Source organism: Paenibacillus sp. J22FR21, assembly GCF_056269135.1.
Genome location: NZ_JBWDNJ010000008.1, coordinates 176949 through 198980, shown reverse-complemented (window position 1 = coordinate 198980; position 22032 = coordinate 176949). Strand labels below are relative to the sequence as shown.

Genomic DNA, 22032 nt, shown 5'->3' with positions numbered 1-22032 from the left:
CTTTCGCAATCGAGCAACCTTCGTTGTCACATGCAGCCGCTCTTCCAGCAACCGAGCAACCTCGCCATAAACAAACAGCCTCTCTTCCTGCAAACCTATGCTGCAGGAGAAGAGGCTGTTTTGTTATGGAAATCGGTCATATTTTCATATCGTTCCTCTCTCCCATATATGTTAAGGTGGAAATAATCTACCACGTGAGGAGCACTGGAATAAATGTCTCGGTTAGTCTATCTAGGTTGTTTCGCTTATCTCGTTGTCGGGCTCGGTCAATTGGTCATCGGCGCTATAATGGAACCGATGGTTCACGCCTATGGCGTACAATATGGAGATGGCGGTCAACTCGTCATGCATCAATTTCTTGGGGGAATGGCAGGCATTCTGTGCGCACCATGGCTCATCGGGAAGATTGGCAAAAAAGCGGTGCTGCTGTCCGCCATCGGCTTCATGACCGTAGCTGAATTTCTATACACCATGCTGCCGCCATGGTGGGTTATGCTCACGATTGCGCCTTTTGCCGGAGTCGGCCTCGGCATGACGGAAGCCGTTGTGGGGTCCTTTATTATCGGAGCATCCGGGGCGAAAGCCAATACTGCGATGAGCCGCGTAGAAACCTTTTTCGGCGTCGGCGCTTTGCTTATCCCGTTCGCGGGTGCAGCCTTAATCGAGGCCGGTTATTGGAAACTGTCCTTTGGAATCGTCGGCGTGCTCGGTGCTGTCACCTTCTTACTATGGTCGATCTGGTGGCCATCCGTTCTGGATCAACCCGCTTCTTCGGCGGGAACCGCCGACCATGAAGCCCATGCGGGAGCTGCACCAAAGCTCACATCACGTTCTCTCGTTATTCTTACAGCATGCGCGGTATTCTTCATTGTTTATGTAGGTCTTGAAATGAGCTATATCCACTATCTGCCATCCCTGCTTGTACAAACGAACGGTCTGGTGGAGTCGTCAGCTACACTCGCGCTCAGTCTCTTCTGGGGTGCGATGGTCATCGGCCGCTTGGTTTCCGGGCAAATCGCCGATCGCATCGGCGGCTCGGCCTACTTAATCGGGACTTGTATCATTACTTCCGTACTATTCATACTCATGACCTTGTTCACCGGCGCATTACCGGCATTCGTGCTTGCTTTTGTCGTTGGACTCACGATGTCAGGCATGTTTGCGATCGCACTTGTATTTGCCAACCGGGCAACGCCCGGCAGGACCGAGCGGACGACCAGCCTGCTCATGGCTTGCGGCGGTATTGGCGGCGCGCTGCTGCCCAAGGGAACCGGCTGGTTCCTCGACCAGCATGGCCCGGAAGCCGTTCGCTGGTTATTCGCGGGTACGGCGGCATTGATGCTGCTTGTTATTCTCTGGGCTTCCCTTTCATCTCGTCGATCTGCTTCAACGACCGCTTCTGTCCTCATGACGATGCACAAATAATACGCAATACCGACTTGGAGGAGGCTTACCACTGTGAACGATGCGATTTCTCGCCGCAAGCGCGAGCTTATGAATTGCTCAGCTGAGCTGACAATGGATCCTGATCAACTTCATGCCTTCTGGGATAAGGTACTGCGTAAATATGAGGATATTCCGCTAGAGCTCCTACGCGAGCGCGCGGACTCCCCTTTCCCAGGTATAACCGTCGATAAAATCACTTATAAAGGCTACGATGACACGCCGATTCACGGCTGGTTTATCGTTCCGCAAACAGCAGCTGGCGCCGGCGCGAAGCTTCCTTGTATCGTAACCTACCCGGGCTATACCGATGACCGCGGTTATCCGGAACGCTACGCGAGCTGGCTGCTTCTCGGCTATGCCGTATTCGCTGTTGATGTGAGAGGACAAGGCGGCGAGACCGGCAATTACATGCCGGAGCTCACAGGCTCGGTGAAAGGCTGGGTTTCCAGCAATCTGCTTCAGCCGGAGGGCTCGTACTACCATGCCCTTACGCTCGATGTCGTTCGTGCCATTGATGCCGCCGCAGCGCAGCCAGAGGTTGATCCTGCGAGACTCGCATCGGTCGGCGGCAGCCAAGGCGGCGGTCTCGCTTTGATCTCGGCAGCGCTGAACCCCAAAGTAACGGCCGTCATCGCCGATATTCCGAATATGTGCAATATGGATCACGGTGTGCTCCATTCCAGCAGCTCCTTATCGGAGGTCGCGCAGCATCTCAAGCGTTATCCTGAGCAGCTGGAGCCTGTTCTACATACGCTGGCTCACTACGACATGCTCAATCTGGCTTCGCGCATCAAGGTTCCTGTCTTGATGTCGGTCGGTTGGAAAGACGGCGTCTGTCTGCCGGAGACGATCTATGCGGTTTACAACCGGATTGCATCGGAGAAAGTGATCTTCGATTACCCTTTCAGCGGTCATGAAATCGGGGAGTACCACAATAGGGAACGGATTCTATTTCTGCAGAAGCAGTTTCGCTAAAATCCGCCAAAATTAGCGATAGACGCATGGCCTCAATCCGCTATAATTTAGGTAAGTCTGACTACGGTTACCTAAAGGAGTGAGCAGAATGATCCGATCCAACTCGCCTCTCGTTCGTACAGCTGCAATCGCGGCTCGTCATGCTGCCCTGTCTCTCTTTACCGGCGGTCTGGCTGTGCCAGAGCCATACTCGAATATGCCATAATGCCCGGGTTCAACCGGGCTGCCCGGAAGAACCTCTGTCACCCGCTGCGCCTTTCACAGCGAGCTGCCGAGGTTCTTTTTGTTCATAGGCAGCCCCTTCCTCGGCAAAATACCGCTTCAGCCGCTGCGCAATCTCCTTCTGGTTGAACAAGTCCGGCGCATTATGACCAAGTCCCTCCATCACGGCGTACGAAGCGTTCGGAATGACCGCCGCTGCCGCGCTGGCACCCTTCAGCAGAAATGCCGGGCTGGTGCCTCCGGCCAGAATGAGAGTTTCCGCGCGTATGGCGCTGTAGTTGCGGACCGTGGAGTCAAGGCGGAACACTTCATCCATCTCTTTAATGAGTGTCGGCAGCTTCTCGCGCAGCTTACGCCCTTCCCGGAACAGCAGGGAAGGAAGCAGCATCAGCTTGATAAGCCAGCGCGGCAGCTTAACCATCTGCTCTGATACTCCTACTCCTTTGAGGAAGGTAACAAAAGCATCCAAGTCCTTCCCCTTCTCCATCTGACGTTTATAGGCGGGCATCCAGTCGGAAGGAAACTCGTCGTCGACCGAGACGGCCGGTTCATACACGGCTAGCTTCTCCATCGCCGACCAAGGCGTCCGCGCTAGTTCCAGTGCAATCAGCCCGCCAAAGCTGTGGCCAAACACATAAGGAGCCCCCGTTGCCTGAAGAACAGCCAAGGCATCCTCGCACTCCTTCTCTATGCTGTACTGCATACCCTGCGGACCGCTGTAAAGGCGACCGCGCCGATCGACGACATACACAGTAAACGTGTCAGAGAGCTCCCGTGCCAGCTTCTCATACTCATGCCCGGAGACGAATGCGCCATGAATGATGACAAGACCGGGGCCATGCCCCGACTGTCTGTAGCCGATGCACGTTCCATCCTTGGAGACGGTGCTGTGAAGAGTATAGCTTTTCTTGTTCTTCAACCCATGCCCTCCTCTGCGGCGCATCTTGTTGTGTAGTAGGTTGTGAGGTCCGGCGCATGGCCGATTATGCAGATGAATGGGATTCATTTTGCCGAAGCTTGAAGTTGCAGCGGACGCAGTTTATCTAATAGAGGAGGCGGAAGATCCATGAAACAATCGATCGTCAAATGTCCCGGGTGCGGTCTGATGCTGCCCAATCAGTACTTTGCGGAGCCCTCGCGTTTTCATGCGTCCGGCGAATGTATGGAACTGTTTAATCAGTTATCTTACTACACGGTATCGCATGGACAGCCCGAATTTATTCATCAGCTGGCATTAGACTCCTACGGTGCGCAGCATTCAGGCGGATTCACGCGTTCCATTACGACCGCCTTCTCGCTGATCGGTCTCTATCTGGTCGTAGAGCATGGATTTACGGGCAAACAAGTGCAACAAGCGCATATGGAGTTAGGTCGCAAAAAGATCACATGGCCCGAGCTCGCCCCACCGCAAACGAGCGCAGCCATTACCATTCAAGAAGTGCTTCACGCGGAAGCCGGTGAACCTCGGGATGCGATGATTCGCCAATGGGTTCACGCGGTTTGGAGAAGCTGGGCACATGCCCATCCTTGGGTGAAGGAAGCCGCTCAGCCTCTCCTTCCTGCCGAATAGCCAGAAGGGTCCTTTCCAAGCAGCTGCTGCTTAGAAGGGACCCTTTCTAATGATGCGCTTGGATTCTTTTTCATAGTTATCCTATTTTCTCTGTAGCTAGGCTCAAATATACGACTGTTTATTTGCGTCCTCTTCAAAATCAAACACAATTTAAACATTTACCGCCAAACTTCCTAAACAACTTGACTCTATAATGGGCTCTAAAGCTGTCAAAGCTGGCTTGGACCAAGATAAAAGGGGTTGTCCGGATGCTGAATAACATCTCGTTAAAGAAGAAGTTGAGTGGCCTGCTTGCTATTCCGTTGGTACTCTTTGTTGTTGTTTGTTTTTACTTGATTCAAAGGAATAATGCCGATTTGAGTCATATGAAAACAACTATGTACGACGTCAGTGCGCAAACCACTTCGCTGATTCTTAACGCTGACCGCGACATGTACCAAGCACTGAACGCCTATCAAACGATTGATAATGGTCATCTGACCGATGATGAGCTGCAGCTGCAGCAGCAGGATTTGAGCGAGAATATCGGACAAATCGTCGAACGGGTCGGCAATGCCGGTACCATCCTGACCGAGAATGGACTTTCGGCAGAAACGCATGAGCAATCTCACTTAACCGTTCAACAGAACCTCGACCGGTTCAATACCCATTTTGCCGCATGGTCCGACAAGACTGCTGCAGGCACAAGCGATATCACGGATTTCGACACAGCCAGGGAGAGCTTGAATGAGCTTGGTGAATTTCTCGATGCTTATGCGGTTACACAGGCAGAGCTGATTCAGAAGGACAATGTGAGCATGCATTTGTTTATCTATATCATCATCGCCCTCTGTGTGCTGATTATTGGAATTACGGGACTAGGCATCATTCGCCGAATCACAAAGTCTGTCGATCATATACTGGATCGTGTGAAGCAAGTTTCCGAAGGCAATCTTCATAACGACGGTCCGTCTCAGCATTACAAGGATGAGCTTGGCACCATCACACACTCCATCGATGGCATGGCAAACGGACTTCGTGAGCTGATCAGCAACGTGCTTACTTCAGCCGAAGCCGTGACAGTAGCCGCAGCGGAAATTTCGGCAACAACCGATGAAGTTGCCAGAGGTAACATGTATCAAGCCGAGTCGGCACAAACCGCTTCAGAGGTCGTTACGAAGCTATCAGAAGGCGTGCGCACCGTATCGCAGCGCGCCAAGGAAGCGACGCATCTCACCATTAACACCAACAAAGAAGCGATCGCTTGCGGCAATACCGTGCAAGAATCACTAAGCAGCATGAACCTGCTCTCGCAGCGCATGAATGAATTGGAGAAGGATTCGAATCAGATCGGCAACATCATCGGTGTAATCGACGACATTGCCGAGCAAACCAATTTGCTGGCGCTGAATGCCGCGATTGAAGCGGCGCGGGCCGGCGACCAAGGACGCGGCTTCGCGGTCGTGGCAGACGAGGTACGCAAGCTGGCGGAACGCAGCGGCGAAGCTACGAAGCAAATCGCCGATATTATTAAGGGGATGCAACATAGTACGCATGAGAGCGTGAAGGCCATGTCGACCACCGAGACGCTCTATCGACAAGCCGGCGAAGCGCTTGGCAGCATTGTGCTTCGGGTCGGCGAAGTGGCGGAGCAGACCAAAGAAATCGCGTCTTCGAGCGTCAGCCAAGCCTCGCAATCCCAGGAAGTCATGAAGCAGATTGAATCCATTGCTTCCATCAGCGAAGAGGCCGCCGCCGCTGCCCAGCAGACGGCAAGCTCCTCCCAGTCGCTCGGCTCGCTCGCTTATCAGCTTAATACGATGGTGAAGCGATTCCGCATCTAATCGAATCGTTTATGAAAAGGCCGGGTTCCCATTGAACCCGGCCTTTGTTGTGCAAGATAAGGCTCCGCGCCGACCGGCTACTTGCGCAGCAGCTCCGTGCCTAGCGCCCAAACGGAGCGAAGGCGCGATGATTTGCCATGCTGCTGGATGAAATTGTAGTCCGTCAGCGTGACGCCCGCATCCTTGCATGCAGCGTGCAAATCATCATCGAGCATGAGTCGGTATTCCCATACCCGCTTCTCCCAGTGGGGAATCGCCGCCAGCATCGCGGCATCCTCCACAGCGGGATGAATGTACGTCTCGCTGATGCCCTCGGGCAGGCGGTACATTTTGGCGATGATGGATTGCTTGAAGGACTCGAACGTCTCCCCTTCTTCAATCTCGAAAGGATGCGACAACAGATAGTCCGGGATTGCTACGCCGAGCGTACCCGCGAGCGCCGAAGCCTTGCCTACTGCACGTTCCACGCCGGGAACCGCGGCCATCATATCCTCCGGATGAACGTGGCGGAACAGTCGAAACGGCACTTTCCACTTGGCGCATTTCATCAAGACTTGCGGAATGTGACTGCGGCCTGTCGCTATTCCATACAGACTGCCCATATGGTTGTCTGCATGCGTAATGGTAATGCCCGCTTGGCGCACCCGATCATACTGAGCATCCATCTCCTGCACGACCGCTGCAGTAACGGCACCTCGTTCGAACGCCTCTACGGTCTGATACATATGCCCGCTTGCATCATGCAAGGAAGGATGACCGGTCAAACTTCCCCACCGCAGCGCATCGAATTCGCTGGTCAGCGTCAGGTGCAGCCCAATGTTGGACTGCCCGCGTTTCTTGCACCAAGCTGCCGCTTCCTCGAAGCCCGGCGCCGGAGCCATGATCGTCGCCGACGAAACGCGCCGTTCCTCCAGCAAATGCATAATGGCCGCATTCATCGGCGCGCTTTGGCCAAAGTCATCACAATTGATGATGAGATACTTTCCGTTCCCCTTCATTACGCGCACTCCCTCTCCTCGGGCTACCCTCGCCACCAAGCTGCAGTAGGATAATCCCCACTTCCTGCCGTAACGGTCTCTCCGATCTGCGGAGTTGCAATTGCAACTCCCTGTTCATGTGCCGCCTTTACCGCACGCTCAACCGGATCCGTCCAATCGTGGTAGGCTAACGTAAAAGCACCCCAATGGACCGGAATCAGCAGGCTTCCCCGCACATCAACATGCGCCTTCACCGTCTCCTCCGGCATCATATGGATGGACGACCAGCGCTCATCATATTGACCGCACTCCATCAGCGTCAGATCGAAGGGCCCGTATTTCGTCCCGATTTCTTTAAAATGCGGCCCGTAGCCGCTATCCCCGCTGTAGAACACCCGATTGCGCTCCCCGGCTATTACCCACGAGCACCACAGCGTCGAATTCCGATCAAACAATCCTCTGCCCGAGAAATGCCTAGCCGGCATACATGCAAGCGTAAGCCCCGCCAATTGAAGCTCATCGCCCCAATCATGCTCGGAAATTTTCGCCGGATCCACGCCCCACTTACGAAGCCGTTTCGCTACGCCCAGCGGTACGATGAACCGCGCCGCCTTATCCTTCATCTTCCGAATCGTGCCTTCGTGCAGATGGTCAAAATGATCATGCGACTGAATAATGGCATCAATCGCTGGAAAATCCTCCGCCTGCAGCGGAAGACCCCCGCTGTAGCGCTTGCCGCCAAAGAACGAAACCGGTGACGGCGAATCCGCAAACATCGGGTCAAACAGCAGCCGTTTCCCTTCCATCTCAAGCAGGAACGCGGAATGCCCGAACCAGGTCACTTGAATGCCTGCTGCCTGTGGTCGAGCGGGCAATGTCAGCTTCTTATACGGAATCGCCTTCGCCGGCTGCCGATTCGGACTGCCCTTGAACTGATCCCGAAGCATGCTGACGATCGCCTTGAAGCTCATATCCATCTTTGTTTCTATGGCGTTGACGAATTTATTATTTTGCCGAGTGGAAGCCATTCGCGATCATGCCCTTTCTATTGTCCAATTCTTCCTTGTTATTCCCATTATAGTGCAAAGCGGTACCCAGCCACCATGAGCGCAGTCTTCTGTGCTAAACTGGTAGTAATTCATTCGATAAGCAGCAAGGAGAAGAACTAGCCGATGAAACTGGTCTCATGGAATGTAAATGGGATACGCGCTTGCGTGACCAAAGGGTTTATGGATTATTTTACGGAGATGAACGCGGATATCTTCTGCTTGCAGGAGACGAAGCTACAGGCGGGCCAAATCGAGCTTGAGCTTGGTGACGACTACGAGAGCTACTGGAATTATGCGGAGAAGAAGGGGTACTCCGGCACGGCCGTTTTCACGAAAATCAAACCGCTATCCGTGCGTTACGGCATGGAAGAGGATTATGAGCCCGAAGGCCGCCTCATTACGCTGGAATTTGATGAGTTCTATCTCGTCACGGTATATACGCCGAATGCCAAACGCGATCTGGCGCGGCTCGACTACAGGATGGAGTGGGAGGATCGGTTCCGGGGCTACCTGCTGGAGCTCGATGCCAAGAAGCCGGTCATCGTCTGCGGTGATCTGAACGTCGCCCATGAAGAGATTGACTTGAAGCACCCGAAGCCCAATTTGGGCAATTCCGGCTTCACGCTTGAAGAACGCGGCAAAATGACCGATCTGCTCGCATCCGGCTTCACCGACTCCTTCCGCTATTTCTATCCGGACCTCGCCGATGTATATTCATGGTGGTCCTATATGCCGAAGGTCAGAGAGCGGAATGTGGGGTGGCGGATTGACTATTTCCTTGTTTCCTCCAGACTTGCTCCGCTACTAATCGATGCGCAGATCGACTGTCACATCATGGGCAGCGACCATTGTCCGGTTGTACTGACGACAGGCGAATTAAGCACCGTTGCAACAGCAGCAGAGTAATTAGAAAAGCCGGGCATTCTCCAACGCGGAGAACACCCGGCTTTCTTATTTATCCCGACAGCTCGTTAGTTCCCATTCCACTCCTGCATGAACCGTTCCACATATTCCTTCATGTAGAGATGCCGCTCCTCGGCAATTTCTTTGGCCGACGCGGTGTTAATGCGATCCTTCAGCTTCAGCAGCTTCTCGTGGAAATGGTTAATTGCCGTGCTTTTCCCTTGGCGATATTCGCCGGGACTCATCTCATCGCGCGGCAGCAGCTTCGGGTCATAGATGGGATCTCCCTTCCAGCCTGCGTAGAGGAAGCACCGTGCAATCGCGATAGCCCCGATCGCATCCAGCCGGTCCGCATCCTGCACCACTTTGCCTTCCAACGTCCGCATCGGCGGATTGGCGCCGCCATTAAACGACATCGTGGCGATGATCTCCATAATATGCGCCTGTTCCGCCTCCGACAACGACTGGCTCGCGAGCCAAGTGCTCACTTTGCGCAGGCCGCTCTCCTTAGACTCGTTCAGCTTCTCGTCCGCCACATCATGCAGCAGTGCCGCAATCATGCAGATCTCCGCATCCGCGCCTTCGCGCAGTGCGAGGCGCTCCGCCATCTGAACGACGCGGTGCACATGCCACCAATCATGGCCGGTGGCATCATGCTCCAGCTCGGCCCGTGCGAACCGTTCCGCTTCTTCAATAACGTGCTGCTTCTCGCCAGGTTGGCGCTGCATGGTCATTACCACCTTTTTCACCATCAATAATCGCTTCGTATTAGTTGCCGCGTTCTTGCAGCTCGCGCCAAACCTTCTTATTGCTGTATTGCTTCTCTGTGCTGATATCCTTGCCGAACCATGCCGGGGGCTCGAACGCCACAGCTGCTTCTTCGGAATCGAACTCCACCTCAAGCACCATTAGCTGAATTTGATCGTAGATATCAATCTCCACGACTTGATCGCCCCAATGAGCGGTGATGCGGTTCTTCGTCAGTGGAACAGCGCCGAATGCTTGGATAATCTGTTCGTAAATCCCCTGCGAAATGTTGTATTCGATCTCCTCACGCGCCAAACCATGGCCGGATTTGAAAGTATGCGTGTAGCTCACTTCATCTGTCGCCAGATCGACGATTCTGCGGACTCGCAGTTCCTGCGGGCCATCAAGCGCCAGATACGTCTGTTCGATTCGATGCTCGGACACGCGCTGTAATTCACCGGTACCCATGAGCTCCTCCGGGAATGCAGTCAATAAAAACTTACGTTCAATTTCTAAAGCCATTACGACATCTCCTTACTGATTGGACTGCTCTGAACCCCATACGACTAGTATAGCTGTCCGCGTTGAACTATGCGACAATGGTTAGAGACCGTAAGCGCAAGCTTATGCTCGGATGTACCGTATAACCGGTACTAATATGGCAACGATGAGGTAGAGGAGGGATTACGATGCCAACTGTTCAGGTTCAAGAGAGAGGTACGTTCGAAGCAGATGAGGGCAAGAAGCTTGTGCTCGTGCTCGAAGACAATGGGGTTGATATTCTACATCGCTGCGGGGGAAATGCCAAATGCACCACCTGCAGCGTAGAAGTACTAAGCGGGGACGCTGGGGAAATGGGCGAAGCCGAAGCCGCCGTTCGTCAGGCTAAAGGGATCACAGACCCGAATGTCCGCCTTTCCTGCCAAATTCGGGTACATGGGGATCTAACCGTAAATCTGCTCAAGACAGCTGCTTCGACAGGTCTGGAGCCCGGTACGCGTCCACAGGATTAATCCAATCAGCTATGAGGATGCCAGAATGGCGGTGCCGGAATCCCGGCGCCGCCATTTAACATTTTAACGCGATATCCTTGCTACACCTTGCTCAGCCAAAATCCTTCCGAAGCGTCCTCCCAATCCTCGAACGGATCATTCTCGACCGCCGAACGCGCAGCACTCACGCCTGCCCGGAACGCTTCCTCGGATTCCCAAATCGCCAGGCCGATTAGCTTGCCGGTACGGCTGTCCTGCAAGGTATGTACCTCCCTTAATCCTTCCGCTCCTTCAAGCGCGCTCCCGAAACGGTGCATGGAAGCAATCAGGTCCTCACTCTTGCCCGGCTTCGGATGGTGGATCGACATATGAACAAACATGAACGTCATGCCTCCTTTTAGGCTTTATTTTGTCTATATTGTAGTGGAGTTGTCTGTTGTTGTCACATTCGTCACCTTCAAATTGCTTCCAGCTCCATATTCTGGCACTATGGAAGGTGTACCTATTCTTGAATCGATAAGGAGCTACTCCCAGATGAAAATCCAATTTCATGGCCATGCTTGTATCCAAATCAGCACCGGCGATAAATCCCTTGTTATTGATCCCTTTCTTAGCGGTAACCCCGTTGCTGTTATGAAACCAGAAGCGCTCAAAACCGATGCCATACTGCTGACTCACGCACATCAAGATCATATTCAAGACGCCGCACCGGTCGCCATCGCCAATGATGCGCCGATTGTAGCCATTGTAGAGCTCGCCACTTATATGTCCTGGCAGGGAGCCAAGACAATCGGGATGAATATGGGCGGAACGGTCGATCTGGGCTTCGCAAAAGCCAAAATGGTGCAAGCCTTCCACAGCTCCGGCATCGTGGATATGGAAACCAAACAAATTATGTATGCCGGCATGCCGGCCGGTTATCTTGTTTTCGCGGAAGGGCTGACGATTCTGCACGCGGGAGATACGTCCCTATTCAGCGATATGAAGCTGATCGGAGAGCGTCATTCGATCGATATCGCATTTATTCCAATCGGCGACCACTATACAATGGGACCTGGCGATGCACTGCAAGCTGCAGCATGGTACAACGCGAAGCTTACGATTCCTATTCACCACAGCACCTTCCCGCCGATCAAGCAAGACGCGGAGCTGTTCGTGCGCCGTTTAGAAGAACAAGGACTCAAAGGGAAAGTCATGGCACCGGGAGACGAACTTACACTGGAAGCTAACTAATTCGTTCAGAACGGGGGAATGGGAATGAATCAGGAGCAGCAGATCATCGAGCAGTTCAAGCAAGCCGTCCTTCACAATAATACGGAGGCAGCGACACAGTACATAAACGAGCATCCTTTCCTGTCCACGGGAATAAACGAGCCTTGGTTTTCCTTCGATACGCCTGCTATTGTAGCTGCGGCTGCTGCAGGCAACCGCGAGATGGTCGACGTCCTGCTCGCAAACGGCGCAGATCTACATGCTCAGAGTAGTTGGTGGGCAGGAGCCTTCGGGGTTCTGCATCATGATCATGCCGAGCTGTCCCGCTATTTGATTGAACGAGGTGCTCCCGTAGATATTCATGCGGCCGCTGCGCTTGGCATGCTGGATACGATATCGACTATGGTTCAGCAGGACCCGGGTGTCGTGAATCAGCGCGGACCTGACGGTCAGGTTCCTCTTCATTTCGCTGTTCAGCCTGAGATTATCGATTATTTGCTTGCGCACGGCGCCATAGTCGATATGTGCGATATCGACCATGGCAGCACACCTGCGCAGTGGGCGGTCGATAACCCGGCAAAATGCAATTATCTCCTAGAGCGCGGCGCAGCAGCCGATATTCTCATGGCAATTAAGCTCGGTAACGCGGCGCTAGTCCGTACGCTGATTGAAGACAGCCCAGAGTGCCTACTCGCTCAAGTCGGGCATGGCCGCTTTACATCCGGCGATTCGGACGGCGGTCATATTTACACGTACAAAATAGGCGCCAATGTCAGGCCGCTCTTCCTGGCGGCGACTTGTGGCAACACCGAGATCGTAGAGCTGATTCTCGCTCACAGTTCGATTGAGCAGCGCTTCCTACTGGCTTGCATGCAGGCGGATCATGCTGCCGTGCATGAGCTGCTGGAGCAACACCCGAACTTAGTCGCTTCCTTGTCTGCTGAGGATCAGAGCTTGATTGCCGATGCGGCTTGGGATAATCAGATTGGCGCCATACAAGTCATGCTGGAGGCAGGATTCTATGCGGATGCACGCCGTGATGTCAGTTCTTTCACTGCGCTTCATAACGCGGCGATTCGAGGAAATGTTGAAGCGGTTCAACTTCTGCTGTCGCATGGCGCATCTAACCAACTCACCAATGGATATGGCGGTACCGCACTAGACAGCTGTGCTTGGGGCTCCGTTCATATGCAGAATCAAACGGGAAATTATGCTGCGGTTGCAGAGACGCTTATTCAGGCAGGAGCTTCTTTGCCTCAAAGTGCTTCAGGCAGCAGTGCCGTAAGGGAAGTACTGGTCAGGCATGGTGTGCCAAACTGAACTGACACCGCTGCTATACGAAAATAACGTTAAGATTGGGGGAGAATGCGAGTGCCGGACTGGTCTTATCAAACCTTGTTTCGCCCCCTGCTGTTCCGGCTTCCGAATCGACTTGCCCGCTCCGTTACGCTTGGCGCCATCGGCACCTTAAGTCGCCTGCCGCTCGGTTCGTTCGTCATCCGCACGCTCGGACATATGGAACCCGCTCCTCTGATCCGCAGCCAAGCATGCGGCGTCGATTTCATCACGCCTGTCGGTCTGTCCGGCACGGTTGATCCTTCGGGCACCGCCCACCTAGCGGTGGCGCAGTTCGGTCTGGGCTTTATCGAGATCGGTCCGATTACGACGGAGCCCATCTTTGGTGCAAGCGCGGCGCCAATTCAGTTGAACCAAGGGGAACGAAGCATCACCTACCCGTCTTACAGCGACAATGTCGGTGCAGCCGTTATTGCTGCGCGGATCGCCAAGCCCGGACATAAGCTGCCGCTGTTTGCAAGACTGACACCGCTGCCGGGGAGTACGCCGGAGCAGTCGTTTGACCAGCTGCTGACTATGATTCGTCGGCTACGTAAGGCAGGTGCCGCGGGGTTTTATCTTGATATTTTGCAGCAGCCGGCATTATCAGAACCTATTATCGCGCTGCTCCAACTCATAGCGGCGTCGAATGTGGCCGAAGAGAACCGCTTGTTCCTCTACATCCCGCATGATCTATCAGAGCAGACGCTGCGACTCGTGCTCGATGCCGCTGATTTCACAGCGTGGAGCGGGGCCGTTGTGGGGGAAGCTCGTGCAAGTGATGGCGGACTCACAGTGCGGCCTGCAGATAAGCAGTCGTGCGTTGCGAGACTTGCCTTGCTGCGACGGTTTGGTCCACAGCACTTCGTGCTCAAAGCATCCTGCGGCGTCTATGAACCACAGGATGCCTTGGATTTGATCGCTGCAGGCGCCGACTACATCTTACTGCACGGCGGACTCATTGATACCGGACCGGGACTACCCAAGCGGGTCAACGAAGCCATCCTGTATGAGCGGGTCCGACACCTTCCTGATCCTAAGCCCGTATCCTTCTGGCGTCACTGGGGCTGGATGTGCTTACTTGGCATCGGGATGATCATTGGCGGAATGCTTGCCTGGATAATCGCGACCACAACGGTGCTGCTCCCCTATGATGAGGCGTTTCTAGGCATCAACCGGGATAAACTGCATCATCTGAATCACCGTCTGCTTCACTTCATGTCGCATGACCGCATTACGCTCGCCGGCACGATGATTTCCATCGGCGTACTTTATTATCAGCTTGGCAGGCATGGATTGCGGTACGGTATGCATTGGACGAGGACTGCTCTGCTCGTATCCGGTATTACCGGCTTCGCCAGCTTCTTTCTCTATCTCGGTTATGGCTACTTCGATCCGCTTCATGCAGTTGTGGCACTGATTCTTCTTCCTCTGTTTCTGCTAAGTATGCGCGCTAACCCCGACAAGCCGTTTCGCAATCCCGTCAACTTACGCAGCGACAGGATGTGGAAGCGGGCTATGTGGGGGCAGTTCTGCATGGTGGTACTTGGTTTTGCGCTCGTAATCGGCAGCATTACCATCTCCGGATTCGGTGTGACGCGTGTGTTTGTACCGCAGGACCTGGATTACATCGGACTCACGTCGGAACAGATTTCGGCAATCAATTCCCGGCTCGTTCCTCTTATCGCCCATGATCGTGCAGGCTTCGGCGGCGCTCTGTTTTCCGATGCACTGGCCCTGCTCACGATGGCATTATGGGGAATCCAACAAGGGGAACGCTGGTTGTGGTGGACCTTTCTAATCGGCGGAGCCCCGGCGTTCTTCGCTGCCTTCTCCGTTCATTGGCACATTGGCTATACGGACTTCATTCACTTGTCGCCCGCCATCTTCGCCTTATTGCTTTATATAGTCGGCCTTATATTACTCTATCCTTATCTGACGCGATCACCGGTAACTGCGGTCAGCGAACCACATAACCAACGATAGGATCAAACCGTTTCACGTAAGCAGCACCGGGCGTTGCGGCCATGACCGCATTACGGAAGCGGATAAGCAGCGTATGCTCAAGCTGCACCATTCTCCCCATGGAGCGCGATAGTCGAACAATTCTATAAGCTCGTGCCATACGTTCCTTCTCGTAAGCCCGCAGTGCAGCAGGTACATCCGTTCCCGCTCCCACCGAAGCATCTGTCTGCTGCAGGCATCGTGCCAGCACTACAGCATCCTCGATGGCTTGCGCACCGCCCTGCCCCAGATTAGGCAGCATCGGATGCGCGGCATCGCCGAGGAGCGTCATGCCGCCGGAACTCCACTGAGCGAGTGGGGCTCGATCTACAATGTCATGGGCAAGAATCGTCGCCGGCTCCGTCGCCTCAATCGCGTCGACAACCGGCTTGTACCAGCCGCGAAACAAGGCCATTAGCGCTGACTTACGCTCCGCTGTCGGCAGAACGGTTCCCTGCGGCGCATTAATCGCCGCAAACCAGAACACCCGGCCATTGCCCAGACTCGAGAATCCGAATCTTCTGCCTTGTCCCAGCGCTTCGAATCCGCCGCCTTCCGTTGCACCAACCGGGACCTCATCCAGTGTACATACCCCTCTTAAAGCGGTATAGCCGGCATAACGGAGTGGACTTGCACCGAATAACTGCTCTCGAATCGCAGAATGAATGCCGTCAGCTCCGATCACAAGCTCAGCTTTCTCTTGCGTTCCGTCATCAAACACAGCCGTTACCGCATCATCCGTCTGCTCACCATGAATCCATTGCCTACCGGTATAAACCGATGCTCCCGCCATGACCGCTCGCAGGAGAATCGACTGCAACTCCGCTCTATGAATGACATAGCTATGCGTACCGTATTTCTCCGCTTGCTTCGCAGCAGGAAGGCTCGTAATCAGCTTGCCGTCCCAAGTCCGAATATCCGCTTGCATGACCGGGGCGCCTGCTTCTCTGACACCGTCGCCAACACCTAACAAATCCAGTGCTTTCATCGCGTTGGCTGCAAGCACGATACCTGCTCCCGCTTCCCGCAGCGCAGCAGCTTTGTCGTACACCGCCACCTGCCAACCGCGCTGCTGCAGCGCCAAAGCCGAACACAATCCGCCAATGCCCGCGCCAATTACAATTGCTCGTCGCTTGTCCATGCTGCTCATCCCTTTCATCCCGCGATCTTCTCCAATCACTGGTTCCATCATACCCAAGGAGGAATGACGATGACTACCCTTAAAGTTTGGCTGGACACGGACATCGGCGGCGATATCGACGATGCGCTTTGTTTGGGTTATCTGCTGAGCCAACCGAACTGTACGCTGATTGGCATCTCCACCGTAGGCGGCGAGGTAGAGAAACGAGCCATGGTTGCGGACGCGATCTGCAAAGCTGCCGATCGGAGTGTTCCTGTGTATGCGGGAGCAGACAATCCGATCATGCCAACCAGTGTCTATCCTACGCCGGACGGTGCATCCAAACTGGCGAATTGGCCGCATGAGACGACCTTCAAGGCCAACCAAGCCGTAGATGCGATGCGTGCTGCGATCTATGAGAACCCTCATGAAATGATGCTGCTCGCTGTGGGTCACCTCACCAATATTGCCCAGCTTTTTCTACTCGATCCCGAGATTCCGAAGCTGCTGAAAGGACTTTACATCATGAGCGGCGTATTCTCCGAAGAGCTCGAAGCCGGCCCTGATATGCCGATGGGGAATTGGAATTCCTGGATGGACCCGCATGCCTGCGCCATCGTGTATAACAAGCAGGTAGCCATTCATCGCACGTTCGGGTTAAATGTGACTTCACAACTTGTCCTTGAGCGAAACGAGCAAGCAGACTTGTTCGACGCGCCGGTCATGCGGGCAGTGGAGGATTTCGGATCACCCTGGCTGGAGCAGCATGTGATGACATTCCATGACCCGCTCGCAGCGGCATGTTTATTTGAACCGAATCTCTGCGAGTACGCGTGCGGCTCTGTTGAAGTGGACTACACCCACGCGGATACATTCGGCCGGATGGCTTTCCAAGCTGGCAGCACAAGCGATAACCATGAAATTGCGACAACCGTCGACCGCAAGCGATTCTTCGAGCATTATTACTCCATTACTTCACTCTAACGCAGCACGCAACAAAGCCTCTTAACCGCAGCAATGCGATTAGGAGGCTTCTTAGTTACCTTTTTAGTACATGCAGCAACCGGCCTTCAATCCTCTGGATTTCGGATTTCGGATTTCGGATTTCACAATACGCAACACGCTTGCCACATGTGGCAGAATCTAACGAACCGTAGAGGCCTTATTCTAGGATAATCGGCTCAAAAACACCCCCAAACCGTCAACTAAAGCCTGTACGGTTCGTTAGAATTTTTTCGAACGGTTTTTGAGGCAAATAAGACCCGTACGGTTCGTTAGAGTATTCGGCGTTCGGCAGTCGGTGTTCGGCAGTCGGCATTCAGCGTTCGGCATCCAACGTTCCACGTTCCACTTCCTGCCACCGGCAGAATCCCACTAGCGTACCATGCAACCGGGCACTCGCCTATCCGGCTCTATGGATTCAGTTCATAACGTCCTTCTTCTCCCCTGGCCCAAGCATGCTCCCCAGCTTCTGCACCGGAACACTGCACAGAATAAGCAGCGCGGCAAGGCCGTCCATCAGCGTCAGCCGTTCATCGAGCAGCAGCATGATAAACACCAGCGTGACGAACGGCGTAAAGAAGGTGAAGCTCGCAATGAGCGAAGCCGGCGAATAGCGCAGCGCCCGGAAATACAAGAGGAAGCCGAGCACGATGTTGCACATGCTTAACCAGAACACCCCGCCGAAGTCGACAAGCCGGGGCAGCATGAGGTTCGAATAAACAAACAGGCCACCGGCGGACAGCACAAAAGCCACAACCGTGATGAAGAAGGTGCTGATCAGCATATCCTTCTTGTTTTTCTTCACCAGATTAGTGAACAATCCCCAGCTAACCGCGGCCAGAATCGCCAATACATCGCCGGTCAAATTCGTCAGCTTCAGCGCCGAAATATCCCCTTTTGTCATGAGCAGCACCGTCCCCGCGAAACCCATCACGATGGAGAGCAGCTTGTATCGGTTCATTTTCTCCTTGTGGATGGGGATCGCGAAGATGACAATAAAGATAGGAAACAGATAATTCAGCATGGATGCCTCGACCGCCGGAATCCGATCAAGCGCTTGCAGGTAGAGAGCATCATATAAGAACGCGAACAACCCGCACGACGCAATAAGCACCATTTGTCGCCATGACCACATGCGTAGCGTTCTCCATCGCACTTTATGCAACACGATGCCTGCGAATACGACAACTCCAATTCCATTCATATAAAATAACACCTGGTAGCTGTCCAATTGGCCCAGCACCAGCTTACTCACTGCCGCCACAGAGCCCCACAGCAGCAGCAAAATCGGCATGAGCACATAGGGGTTCCGCGATAATTCCGACTTCGACTGACTGACCTGCATCCTGTTCTACTCCTCACTTCATACGTTCCTTAGCGGCGGTCAAACCGGCAAATCATCAGCGCATTTCCTTCGCAATCCTTGAAGCTGAAACAGGCATGATCGCTATATGCCTTTATAGGTCCCGGTTCCACGCCCAGTTCAGCCAACCGTTGATGCGCCTGCCGAAGATCAGCCGTATCAAACGTGAATGGAGCCTGTGATACGGGCCCGGCGTCACCTTCTGATTGTAGCAAATGCATGACATAACGACCATCAATCGCAAGCTCAACGAACGCACGGTAATCATAGGCGGTTATTGTAAATCCGAGCGTGTCGCAGTACCATTTTGCCGCAGATTCCAAGTCCTTCACATAGTGCATGACCCCGATAATATCTTGCTTAATTAATGGCTGCATCTGCTTCACTCACCTCGTCTATTATTTAACAACCCCGTACTTATTGCCATCCGGATCGTACAGCGGGAAGCCGGTAATGCCGTCATCATAATGGACGATATCCCCAATATCGGCCCCCTTGTCCTTTAAGTTACGGTAGGCCTCCTCCACATCGTCGGTATGAAAATTAAAATATTGCTCGACCTGATAGTCGTTCTGCGGAAACGCATGCTGCACGATGTTATACGACTTCACGAGACAGAACATGATGCGGTAATCATTCATCATCATCACGGTTGCTTTGGGCTCGTCTCTGCCTGTAATCTCGAAACCCAGCATCTCCGCATACCACCTTGTGGAACGCTCCAAATCACTCACCGGGACAAATATCCCTACGCCATATAAAGCCGGTTTACTCATCTCATTGTTCCTCCTGCTCGGATTGAATCGTTCTGAAAGGCGTCGACACCATCAAGACATTGCCATCGGGATCTTTAAAATAAAACCAAGCTTGCCCTCGGACCACCGTGACCCGGTCAATCGCGATCCCAGCCCCGGACAGCTCTCGGTAGGTACGGAACATCGCCGTCATATCCGCTTCGCGGAACGCTCTCACGAAGGATTCGAACAGCTCCGTGCCGGGCTGTCGATTCATCCCTGTTTCTTTCGGGGAACCGGCCGTGGTGTCCAGCCAGTGGAGCTGCCGTTCTGCTGCTTTCTTCAGCCGCGTACGCGCTCGGTGAAGCACAGCTTTGATCGCCGTAACCGGCTGCCCCAGTGCCCGTCCGGTCTCGGTAGGAGAGAAGCCGAACACGTCGGTCAGAAGAATGAGCACCACCTGCCTCGGCTCCAGCGCATCCATCAAGTATGCGAGCGACTCTCGCACATCATGACGATTCCATTCGGAATAAGCCAGGTTGTTATAGTCAGCCAGAAGCTCCGGCAGGAAGGCGATTTTGCGGCGGCGGCAGCTATCAAACCACGCATTGGCGGCAATACGGTACAGATATGGCTTGCTCAGCTCGCGCTCCGGCCAGCGAATGAATCTGCGATAGGCTTTGAGCATCACCTCTTGAAACAGATCCTCGCCATCCCAGGCTGAGCCGGCTAATTTGCCGCAATAGCGGAGCAGCTCCGGTTTGTACGGTGTCGTCTGCATCTCGAATGTTTCGTCATTGTAGGTTGTCATGGGGCGATTAACCGTTGTTATATTTCTGTTTGTGAGGATAGAACGTCGAATTCGGCAAATCTTCCACGATGCCGATCAGGTTGCCGTCCGGATCCAGACAATCAAAGAAACGGGTTCCGCTCGCATCCTCGACAATCGGCAGCACTTCCGCCCCTTTCTTACGAAGCGAAGCATGGGAGTATTCGATATCAAAGGACTCGAAATTATAATACGGAATCCGCACCCCGCCTCCCGCATCGAACTGCGTCGGTACCGGACACTCTACTTTCCATAGATTAATAAACGTAGCCTCACCCGGAAAAGCGAGTCCTGTGCAGCAGTCCGACAGATCGATCGTCTCCAGATCAAACATCCGTATGTACCACTCCGTGGAGCGCTGCATATCCGTTACAGGAATAAAGATACCGCTAATTCTGCTTACACTTCGTCGCATGAGACTCCCTCCTGATTGGAAATTCACTACACCTATCATAACGTGGTCAGAAGGCGCACAGATATGGGGTCCAAATAATATTTTTCATACTGATCCTCGTATCATTTTCAGTAATCTATTGAATATTTACATATGCTGTTATAAACTAAATACTATTGATAATGATTATCAATACCAATTAATGCGGAGTCGCACCGATTGCATCTATTGCCGGAGGCGCTGTTTACTACCCACTACAAGGAGGCATTTCCATGAAACAGCCCAACATCGAAGAATCACGCGGGAAGTACATCGACTTTATCGAAAGCCGCAAATCGCTTATCATCAGCTCGCAAGATGCGGAAGGTACTCCTTTCATCAGCTATGCGCCGTTCGTTAAAGTAGACGGCAAGCTGTACATCTACATCAGCCGTATCTCCGATCATTATCGTTTTGTAGAGAATAACGAGCGGATTCACGTGATGTTGATCAATGACGAGTCGGCTACGCCGAATGCATTTGCCCGTGAGCGCGCTCGCTGGGTATGTGAGCCGCAGAACCTCGGCAACGAAGGCTATGAAGCCATCTTCGCCGCATTCGACGAGAAGTTTGGCGACAAAATGATGGCGATGCTGCGCGGGCTCGACTTCTCCTTGTTCGAGCTGACCCCATCGGCAGGTCGATATGTAGTTGGTTTCGGACAAGCATTCGATGTCGATCTCGCCGGCGACCGTTTCGAGCATGTTGTCGTAGATCGCAAAGATAAATAATAATGAGGACGGTGTAAGCATGAGTTATGAAGCGGTCGGCCCTATTTGGCGCGTAGTTCGTGATCGGTTTCAGACAATGGTACAAGGATTAAACGAAGAAGAACTTCTTCTGGCGATGACACCCGGAGCCTCTTCCATCGCTCATATGATTCGGCATAACGCTGAGGTTGAATATATGTTCGCGGAGTGGTTCTTCGGTGCAACTGTTCCTGAGGGAACGGAATACATAGCAAGCGGTCAAAGCGGCGCGAAGAATGAGCATGCCCTTTCCCTGCAGGAGTTGATTGCGTTCTCTGCGGCAGCTGATGCTTTTCTGACGGAAGCGATGAAACAGCTAAGCGATGACGCTTGGGATACGATCGTCGAATCGAAGATCGGACCGTCCTCTCCGCGCGAAGCGCTTGGCCGTGCCATCTATCATACAGGTCTGCATGCCGGTCAAATCGGACTCATTCGCAAACATATCCCACAACCATCTTCAGCACAAATCATACATTAAGTACGTCGGGAGTTATTAACTCCCAACCTCTCATCATACCACCGTACATGCCGTTTGGTATTACGA

Annotated in this window: 24 protein-coding genes; 12 read left to right on the top strand and 12 right to left on the bottom strand. The window is 53.5% G+C overall.

Features of this window, described 5'->3' with window-relative positions:
- The first annotated feature begins 213 nt into the window (after positions 1 to 213).
- Positions 214 to 1425: an MFS transporter gene (locus tag AC0YNS_RS25865; protein WP_475783815.1), complete on the top strand. Its 1212-nt coding sequence runs from the start codon at positions 214 to 216 to the stop codon at positions 1423 to 1425.
- A gap of 69 nt (positions 1426 to 1494) precedes the next feature.
- Complete coding sequence (locus AC0YNS_RS25860) at positions 1495 to 2421, top strand: acetylxylan esterase (protein ID WP_475783850.1); 927 nt, start codon at positions 1495 to 1497, stop codon at positions 2419 to 2421.
- 214 nt (positions 2422 to 2635) lie between these two features.
- Here the strand turns inward: AC0YNS_RS25860 and AC0YNS_RS25855 are convergent, their stop codons facing one another.
- Complete coding sequence (locus AC0YNS_RS25855) at positions 2636 to 3562, bottom strand: alpha/beta fold hydrolase (protein ID WP_475783814.1); 927 nt, start codon at positions 3560 to 3562, stop codon at positions 2636 to 2638.
- A 147-nt stretch (positions 3563 to 3709) separates the two neighbouring features.
- Between AC0YNS_RS25855 and AC0YNS_RS25850 the strand changes: the two genes are divergently transcribed.
- Together AC0YNS_RS25850 and AC0YNS_RS25845 are read left to right on the top strand one after the other, a co-directional pair.
- Positions 3710 to 4213 carry a DUF5946 family protein gene (locus AC0YNS_RS25850; protein ID WP_475783813.1) on the top strand — a complete coding sequence of 168 codons (504 nt, stop codon included), beginning with the start codon at positions 3710 to 3712 and terminating at the stop codon, positions 4211 to 4213.
- A 365-nt stretch (positions 4214 to 4578) separates the two neighbouring features.
- On the top strand, positions 4579 to 6036 hold the full coding sequence (locus tag AC0YNS_RS25845; RefSeq protein WP_475783849.1) for a methyl-accepting chemotaxis protein: 1458 nt from the start codon (positions 4579 to 4581) through the stop codon (positions 6034 to 6036).
- A 77-nt stretch (positions 6037 to 6113) separates the two neighbouring features.
- On the opposite strand, the gene AC0YNS_RS25840 is transcribed toward AC0YNS_RS25845, so the two are convergent.
- Together AC0YNS_RS25840 and AC0YNS_RS25835 are read right to left on the bottom strand one after the other, a co-directional pair.
- Complete coding sequence (locus AC0YNS_RS25840; RefSeq protein WP_475783812.1) at positions 6114 to 7034, bottom strand: polysaccharide deacetylase family protein; 921 nt, start codon at positions 7032 to 7034, stop codon at positions 6114 to 6116.
- Between the two features lie 23 nt (positions 7035 to 7057).
- Entirely contained in the window at positions 7058 to 8041 is a 984-nt protein-coding gene (locus AC0YNS_RS25835; RefSeq protein ID WP_475783811.1) for an MBL fold metallo-hydrolase, read from the bottom strand.
- 144 nt (positions 8042 to 8185) lie between these two features.
- Between AC0YNS_RS25835 and AC0YNS_RS25830 the strand changes: the two genes are divergently transcribed.
- The gene (locus tag AC0YNS_RS25830; RefSeq protein WP_475783810.1) at positions 8186 to 8968 is read left to right on the top strand and encodes an exodeoxyribonuclease III; all 783 of its coding nucleotides are present in this window, start codon (positions 8186 to 8188) and stop codon (positions 8966 to 8968) included.
- 65 nt (positions 8969 to 9033) lie between these two features.
- On the opposite strand, the gene AC0YNS_RS25825 is transcribed toward AC0YNS_RS25830, so the two are convergent.
- Both AC0YNS_RS25825 and AC0YNS_RS25820 read right to left on the bottom strand, forming a co-directional pair.
- A complete protein-coding gene (locus AC0YNS_RS25825) occupies positions 9034 to 9693 on the bottom strand; it encodes an HD domain-containing protein (RefSeq protein WP_475783809.1) in 660 nt (219 codons plus the stop codon).
- A gap of 40 nt (positions 9694 to 9733) precedes the next feature.
- Positions 9734 to 10234, bottom strand: a complete 501-nt coding sequence (locus AC0YNS_RS25820; RefSeq protein ID WP_475783808.1) for a CYTH domain-containing protein — start codon at positions 10232 to 10234, stop codon at positions 9734 to 9736.
- A 167-nt stretch (positions 10235 to 10401) separates the two neighbouring features.
- On the opposite strand from AC0YNS_RS25820, the gene AC0YNS_RS25815 reads away from it, so the two are divergent.
- Positions 10402 to 10725: a 2Fe-2S iron-sulfur cluster-binding protein gene (locus AC0YNS_RS25815; protein WP_475783807.1), complete on the top strand. Its 324-nt coding sequence runs from the start codon at positions 10402 to 10404 to the stop codon at positions 10723 to 10725.
- An 80-nt stretch (positions 10726 to 10805) separates the two neighbouring features.
- Here the strand turns inward: AC0YNS_RS25815 and AC0YNS_RS25810 are convergent, their stop codons facing one another.
- The gene (locus AC0YNS_RS25810; RefSeq protein ID WP_475783806.1) at positions 10806 to 11084 is read right to left on the bottom strand and encodes an antibiotic biosynthesis monooxygenase family protein; all 279 of its coding nucleotides are present in this window, start codon (positions 11082 to 11084) and stop codon (positions 10806 to 10808) included.
- A 154-nt stretch (positions 11085 to 11238) separates the two neighbouring features.
- Here AC0YNS_RS25810 and AC0YNS_RS25805 point away from each other — a divergent pair, with 154 nt between their 5' ends.
- Genes AC0YNS_RS25805 through AC0YNS_RS25795 form a run of 3 tightly spaced genes read left to right on the top strand, consistent with a single transcriptional unit; the run spans position 11239 to position 15237 of the window.
- Positions 11239 to 11937: a metal-dependent hydrolase gene (locus tag AC0YNS_RS25805; protein WP_475783805.1), complete on the top strand. Its 699-nt coding sequence runs from the start codon at positions 11239 to 11241 to the stop codon at positions 11935 to 11937.
- A gap of 24 nt (positions 11938 to 11961) precedes the next feature.
- The gene (locus AC0YNS_RS25800) at positions 11962 to 13236 is read left to right on the top strand and encodes an ankyrin repeat domain-containing protein (RefSeq protein WP_475783804.1); all 1275 of its coding nucleotides are present in this window, start codon (positions 11962 to 11964) and stop codon (positions 13234 to 13236) included.
- 51 nt (positions 13237 to 13287) lie between these two features.
- Positions 13288 to 15237 (top strand): dihydroorotate dehydrogenase, encoded by a 1950-nt coding sequence (locus AC0YNS_RS25795; RefSeq protein ID WP_475783803.1) that lies wholly within the window; start codon positions 13288 to 13290, stop codon positions 15235 to 15237.
- Here the strand turns inward: AC0YNS_RS25795 and AC0YNS_RS25790 are convergent.
- Positions 15212 to 16414 (bottom strand): FAD-dependent monooxygenase, encoded by a 1203-nt coding sequence (locus tag AC0YNS_RS25790; protein ID WP_475783802.1) that lies wholly within the window; start codon positions 16412 to 16414, stop codon positions 15212 to 15214. The two genes, AC0YNS_RS25795 and AC0YNS_RS25790, sit on opposite strands and share 26 nt — an antisense overlap.
- Positions 16415 to 16465: 51 nt before the next feature.
- On the opposite strand from AC0YNS_RS25790, the gene AC0YNS_RS25785 reads away from it, so the two are divergent.
- Positions 16466 to 17359 (top strand): nucleoside hydrolase, encoded by an 894-nt coding sequence (locus AC0YNS_RS25785; protein ID WP_475783801.1) that lies wholly within the window; start codon positions 16466 to 16468, stop codon positions 17357 to 17359.
- A gap of 436 nt (positions 17360 to 17795) precedes the next feature.
- On the opposite strand, the gene AC0YNS_RS25780 is transcribed toward AC0YNS_RS25785, so the two are convergent.
- The 5 genes from AC0YNS_RS25780 to AC0YNS_RS25760 are packed head-to-tail and all read right to left on the bottom strand — an operon-like array spanning position 17796 to position 20718.
- A complete protein-coding gene (locus AC0YNS_RS25780; protein ID WP_475783800.1) occupies positions 17796 to 18722 on the bottom strand; it encodes a DMT family transporter in 927 nt (308 codons plus the stop codon).
- Between the two features lie 29 nt (positions 18723 to 18751).
- Positions 18752 to 19117 carry a VOC family protein gene (locus AC0YNS_RS25775; RefSeq protein WP_475783799.1) on the bottom strand — a complete coding sequence of 122 codons (366 nt, stop codon included), beginning with the start codon at positions 19115 to 19117 and terminating at the stop codon, positions 18752 to 18754.
- A gap of 21 nt (positions 19118 to 19138) precedes the next feature.
- Positions 19139 to 19516 carry a VOC family protein gene (locus tag AC0YNS_RS25770; RefSeq protein ID WP_475783798.1) on the bottom strand — a complete coding sequence of 126 codons (378 nt, stop codon included), beginning with the start codon at positions 19514 to 19516 and terminating at the stop codon, positions 19139 to 19141.
- 1 nt (position 19517) lies between these two features.
- Positions 19518 to 20285 carry a sigma-70 family RNA polymerase sigma factor gene (locus tag AC0YNS_RS25765; protein ID WP_475783797.1) on the bottom strand — a complete coding sequence of 256 codons (768 nt, stop codon included), beginning with the start codon at positions 20283 to 20285 and terminating at the stop codon, positions 19518 to 19520.
- 7 nt (positions 20286 to 20292) lie between these two features.
- Positions 20293 to 20718 (bottom strand): VOC family protein, encoded by a 426-nt coding sequence (locus tag AC0YNS_RS25760; protein ID WP_475783796.1) that lies wholly within the window; start codon positions 20716 to 20718, stop codon positions 20293 to 20295.
- Positions 20719 to 20969: 251 nt separating this feature from the next.
- On the opposite strand from AC0YNS_RS25760, the gene AC0YNS_RS25755 reads away from it, so the two are divergent.
- Positions 20970 to 21467 (top strand): HugZ family pyridoxamine 5'-phosphate oxidase, encoded by a 498-nt coding sequence (locus AC0YNS_RS25755; RefSeq protein ID WP_475783795.1) that lies wholly within the window; start codon positions 20970 to 20972, stop codon positions 21465 to 21467.
- A 19-nt stretch (positions 21468 to 21486) separates the two neighbouring features.
- Positions 21487 to 21966 (top strand): DinB family protein, encoded by a 480-nt coding sequence (locus AC0YNS_RS25750; protein WP_475783794.1) that lies wholly within the window; start codon positions 21487 to 21489, stop codon positions 21964 to 21966.
- The last annotated feature ends 66 nt before the right edge of the window (positions 21967 to 22032 follow it).

Bases quoted from the DNA above. Each gene is read 5' to 3' on its own strand.
- AC0YNS_RS25755 (WP_475783795.1), top strand. From the start codon at position 20,970: ATGAAACAGCCCAACATCGAAGAATCACGCGGGAAGTACATCGACTTT.
- AC0YNS_RS25865 (WP_475783815.1), top strand. From the start codon at position 214: ATGTCTCGGTTAGTCTATCTAGGTTGTTTCGCTTATCTCGTTGTCGGG.
- AC0YNS_RS25750 (WP_475783794.1), top strand. From the start codon at position 21,487: ATGAGTTATGAAGCGGTCGGCCCTATTTGGCGCGTAGTTCGTGATCGG.
- AC0YNS_RS25825 (WP_475783809.1), bottom strand. From the start codon at position 9,693: ATGCAGCGCCAACCTGGCGAGAAGCAGCACGTTATTGAAGAAGCGGAA.
- AC0YNS_RS25780 (WP_475783800.1), bottom strand. From the start codon at position 18,722: ATGCAGGTCAGTCAGTCGAAGTCGGAATTATCGCGGAACCCCTATGTG.
- AC0YNS_RS25820 (WP_475783808.1), bottom strand. From the start codon at position 10,234: ATGGCTTTAGAAATTGAACGTAAGTTTTTATTGACTGCATTCCCGGAG.
- AC0YNS_RS25810 (WP_475783806.1), bottom strand. From the start codon at position 11,084: ATGTTTGTTCATATGTCGATCCACCATCCGAAGCCGGGCAAGAGTGAG.
- AC0YNS_RS25845 (WP_475783849.1), top strand. From the start codon at position 4,579: ATGAAAACAACTATGTACGACGTCAGTGCGCAAACCACTTCGCTGATT.
- AC0YNS_RS25785 (WP_475783801.1), top strand. From the start codon at position 16,466: ATGACTACCCTTAAAGTTTGGCTGGACACGGACATCGGCGGCGATATC.
- AC0YNS_RS25760 (WP_475783796.1), bottom strand. From the start codon at position 20,718: ATGCGACGAAGTGTAAGCAGAATTAGCGGTATCTTTATTCCTGTAACG.
- AC0YNS_RS25860 (WP_475783850.1), top strand. From the start codon at position 1,495: ATGAATTGCTCAGCTGAGCTGACAATGGATCCTGATCAACTTCATGCC.
- AC0YNS_RS25850 (WP_475783813.1), top strand. From the start codon at position 3,710: ATGAAACAATCGATCGTCAAATGTCCCGGGTGCGGTCTGATGCTGCCC.
- AC0YNS_RS25805 (WP_475783805.1), top strand. From the start codon at position 11,239: ATGAAAATCCAATTTCATGGCCATGCTTGTATCCAAATCAGCACCGGC.
- AC0YNS_RS25840 (WP_475783812.1), bottom strand. From the start codon at position 7,034: ATGAAGGGGAACGGAAAGTATCTCATCATCAATTGTGATGACTTTGGC.
- AC0YNS_RS25790 (WP_475783802.1), bottom strand. From the start codon at position 16,414: ATGAAAGGGATGAGCAGCATGGACAAGCGACGAGCAATTGTAATTGGC.
- AC0YNS_RS25765 (WP_475783797.1), bottom strand. From the start codon at position 20,285: ATGACAACCTACAATGACGAAACATTCGAGATGCAGACGACACCGTAC.
- AC0YNS_RS25775 (WP_475783799.1), bottom strand. From the start codon at position 19,117: ATGCAGCCATTAATTAAGCAAGATATTATCGGGGTCATGCACTATGTG.
- AC0YNS_RS25770 (WP_475783798.1), bottom strand. From the start codon at position 19,516: ATGAGTAAACCGGCTTTATATGGCGTAGGGATATTTGTCCCGGTGAGT.
- AC0YNS_RS25800 (WP_475783804.1), top strand. From the start codon at position 11,962: ATGAATCAGGAGCAGCAGATCATCGAGCAGTTCAAGCAAGCCGTCCTT.
- AC0YNS_RS25815 (WP_475783807.1), top strand. From the start codon at position 10,402: ATGCCAACTGTTCAGGTTCAAGAGAGAGGTACGTTCGAAGCAGATGAG.
- AC0YNS_RS25830 (WP_475783810.1), top strand. From the start codon at position 8,186: ATGAAACTGGTCTCATGGAATGTAAATGGGATACGCGCTTGCGTGACC.
- AC0YNS_RS25835 (WP_475783811.1), bottom strand. From the start codon at position 8,041: ATGGCTTCCACTCGGCAAAATAATAAATTCGTCAACGCCATAGAAACA.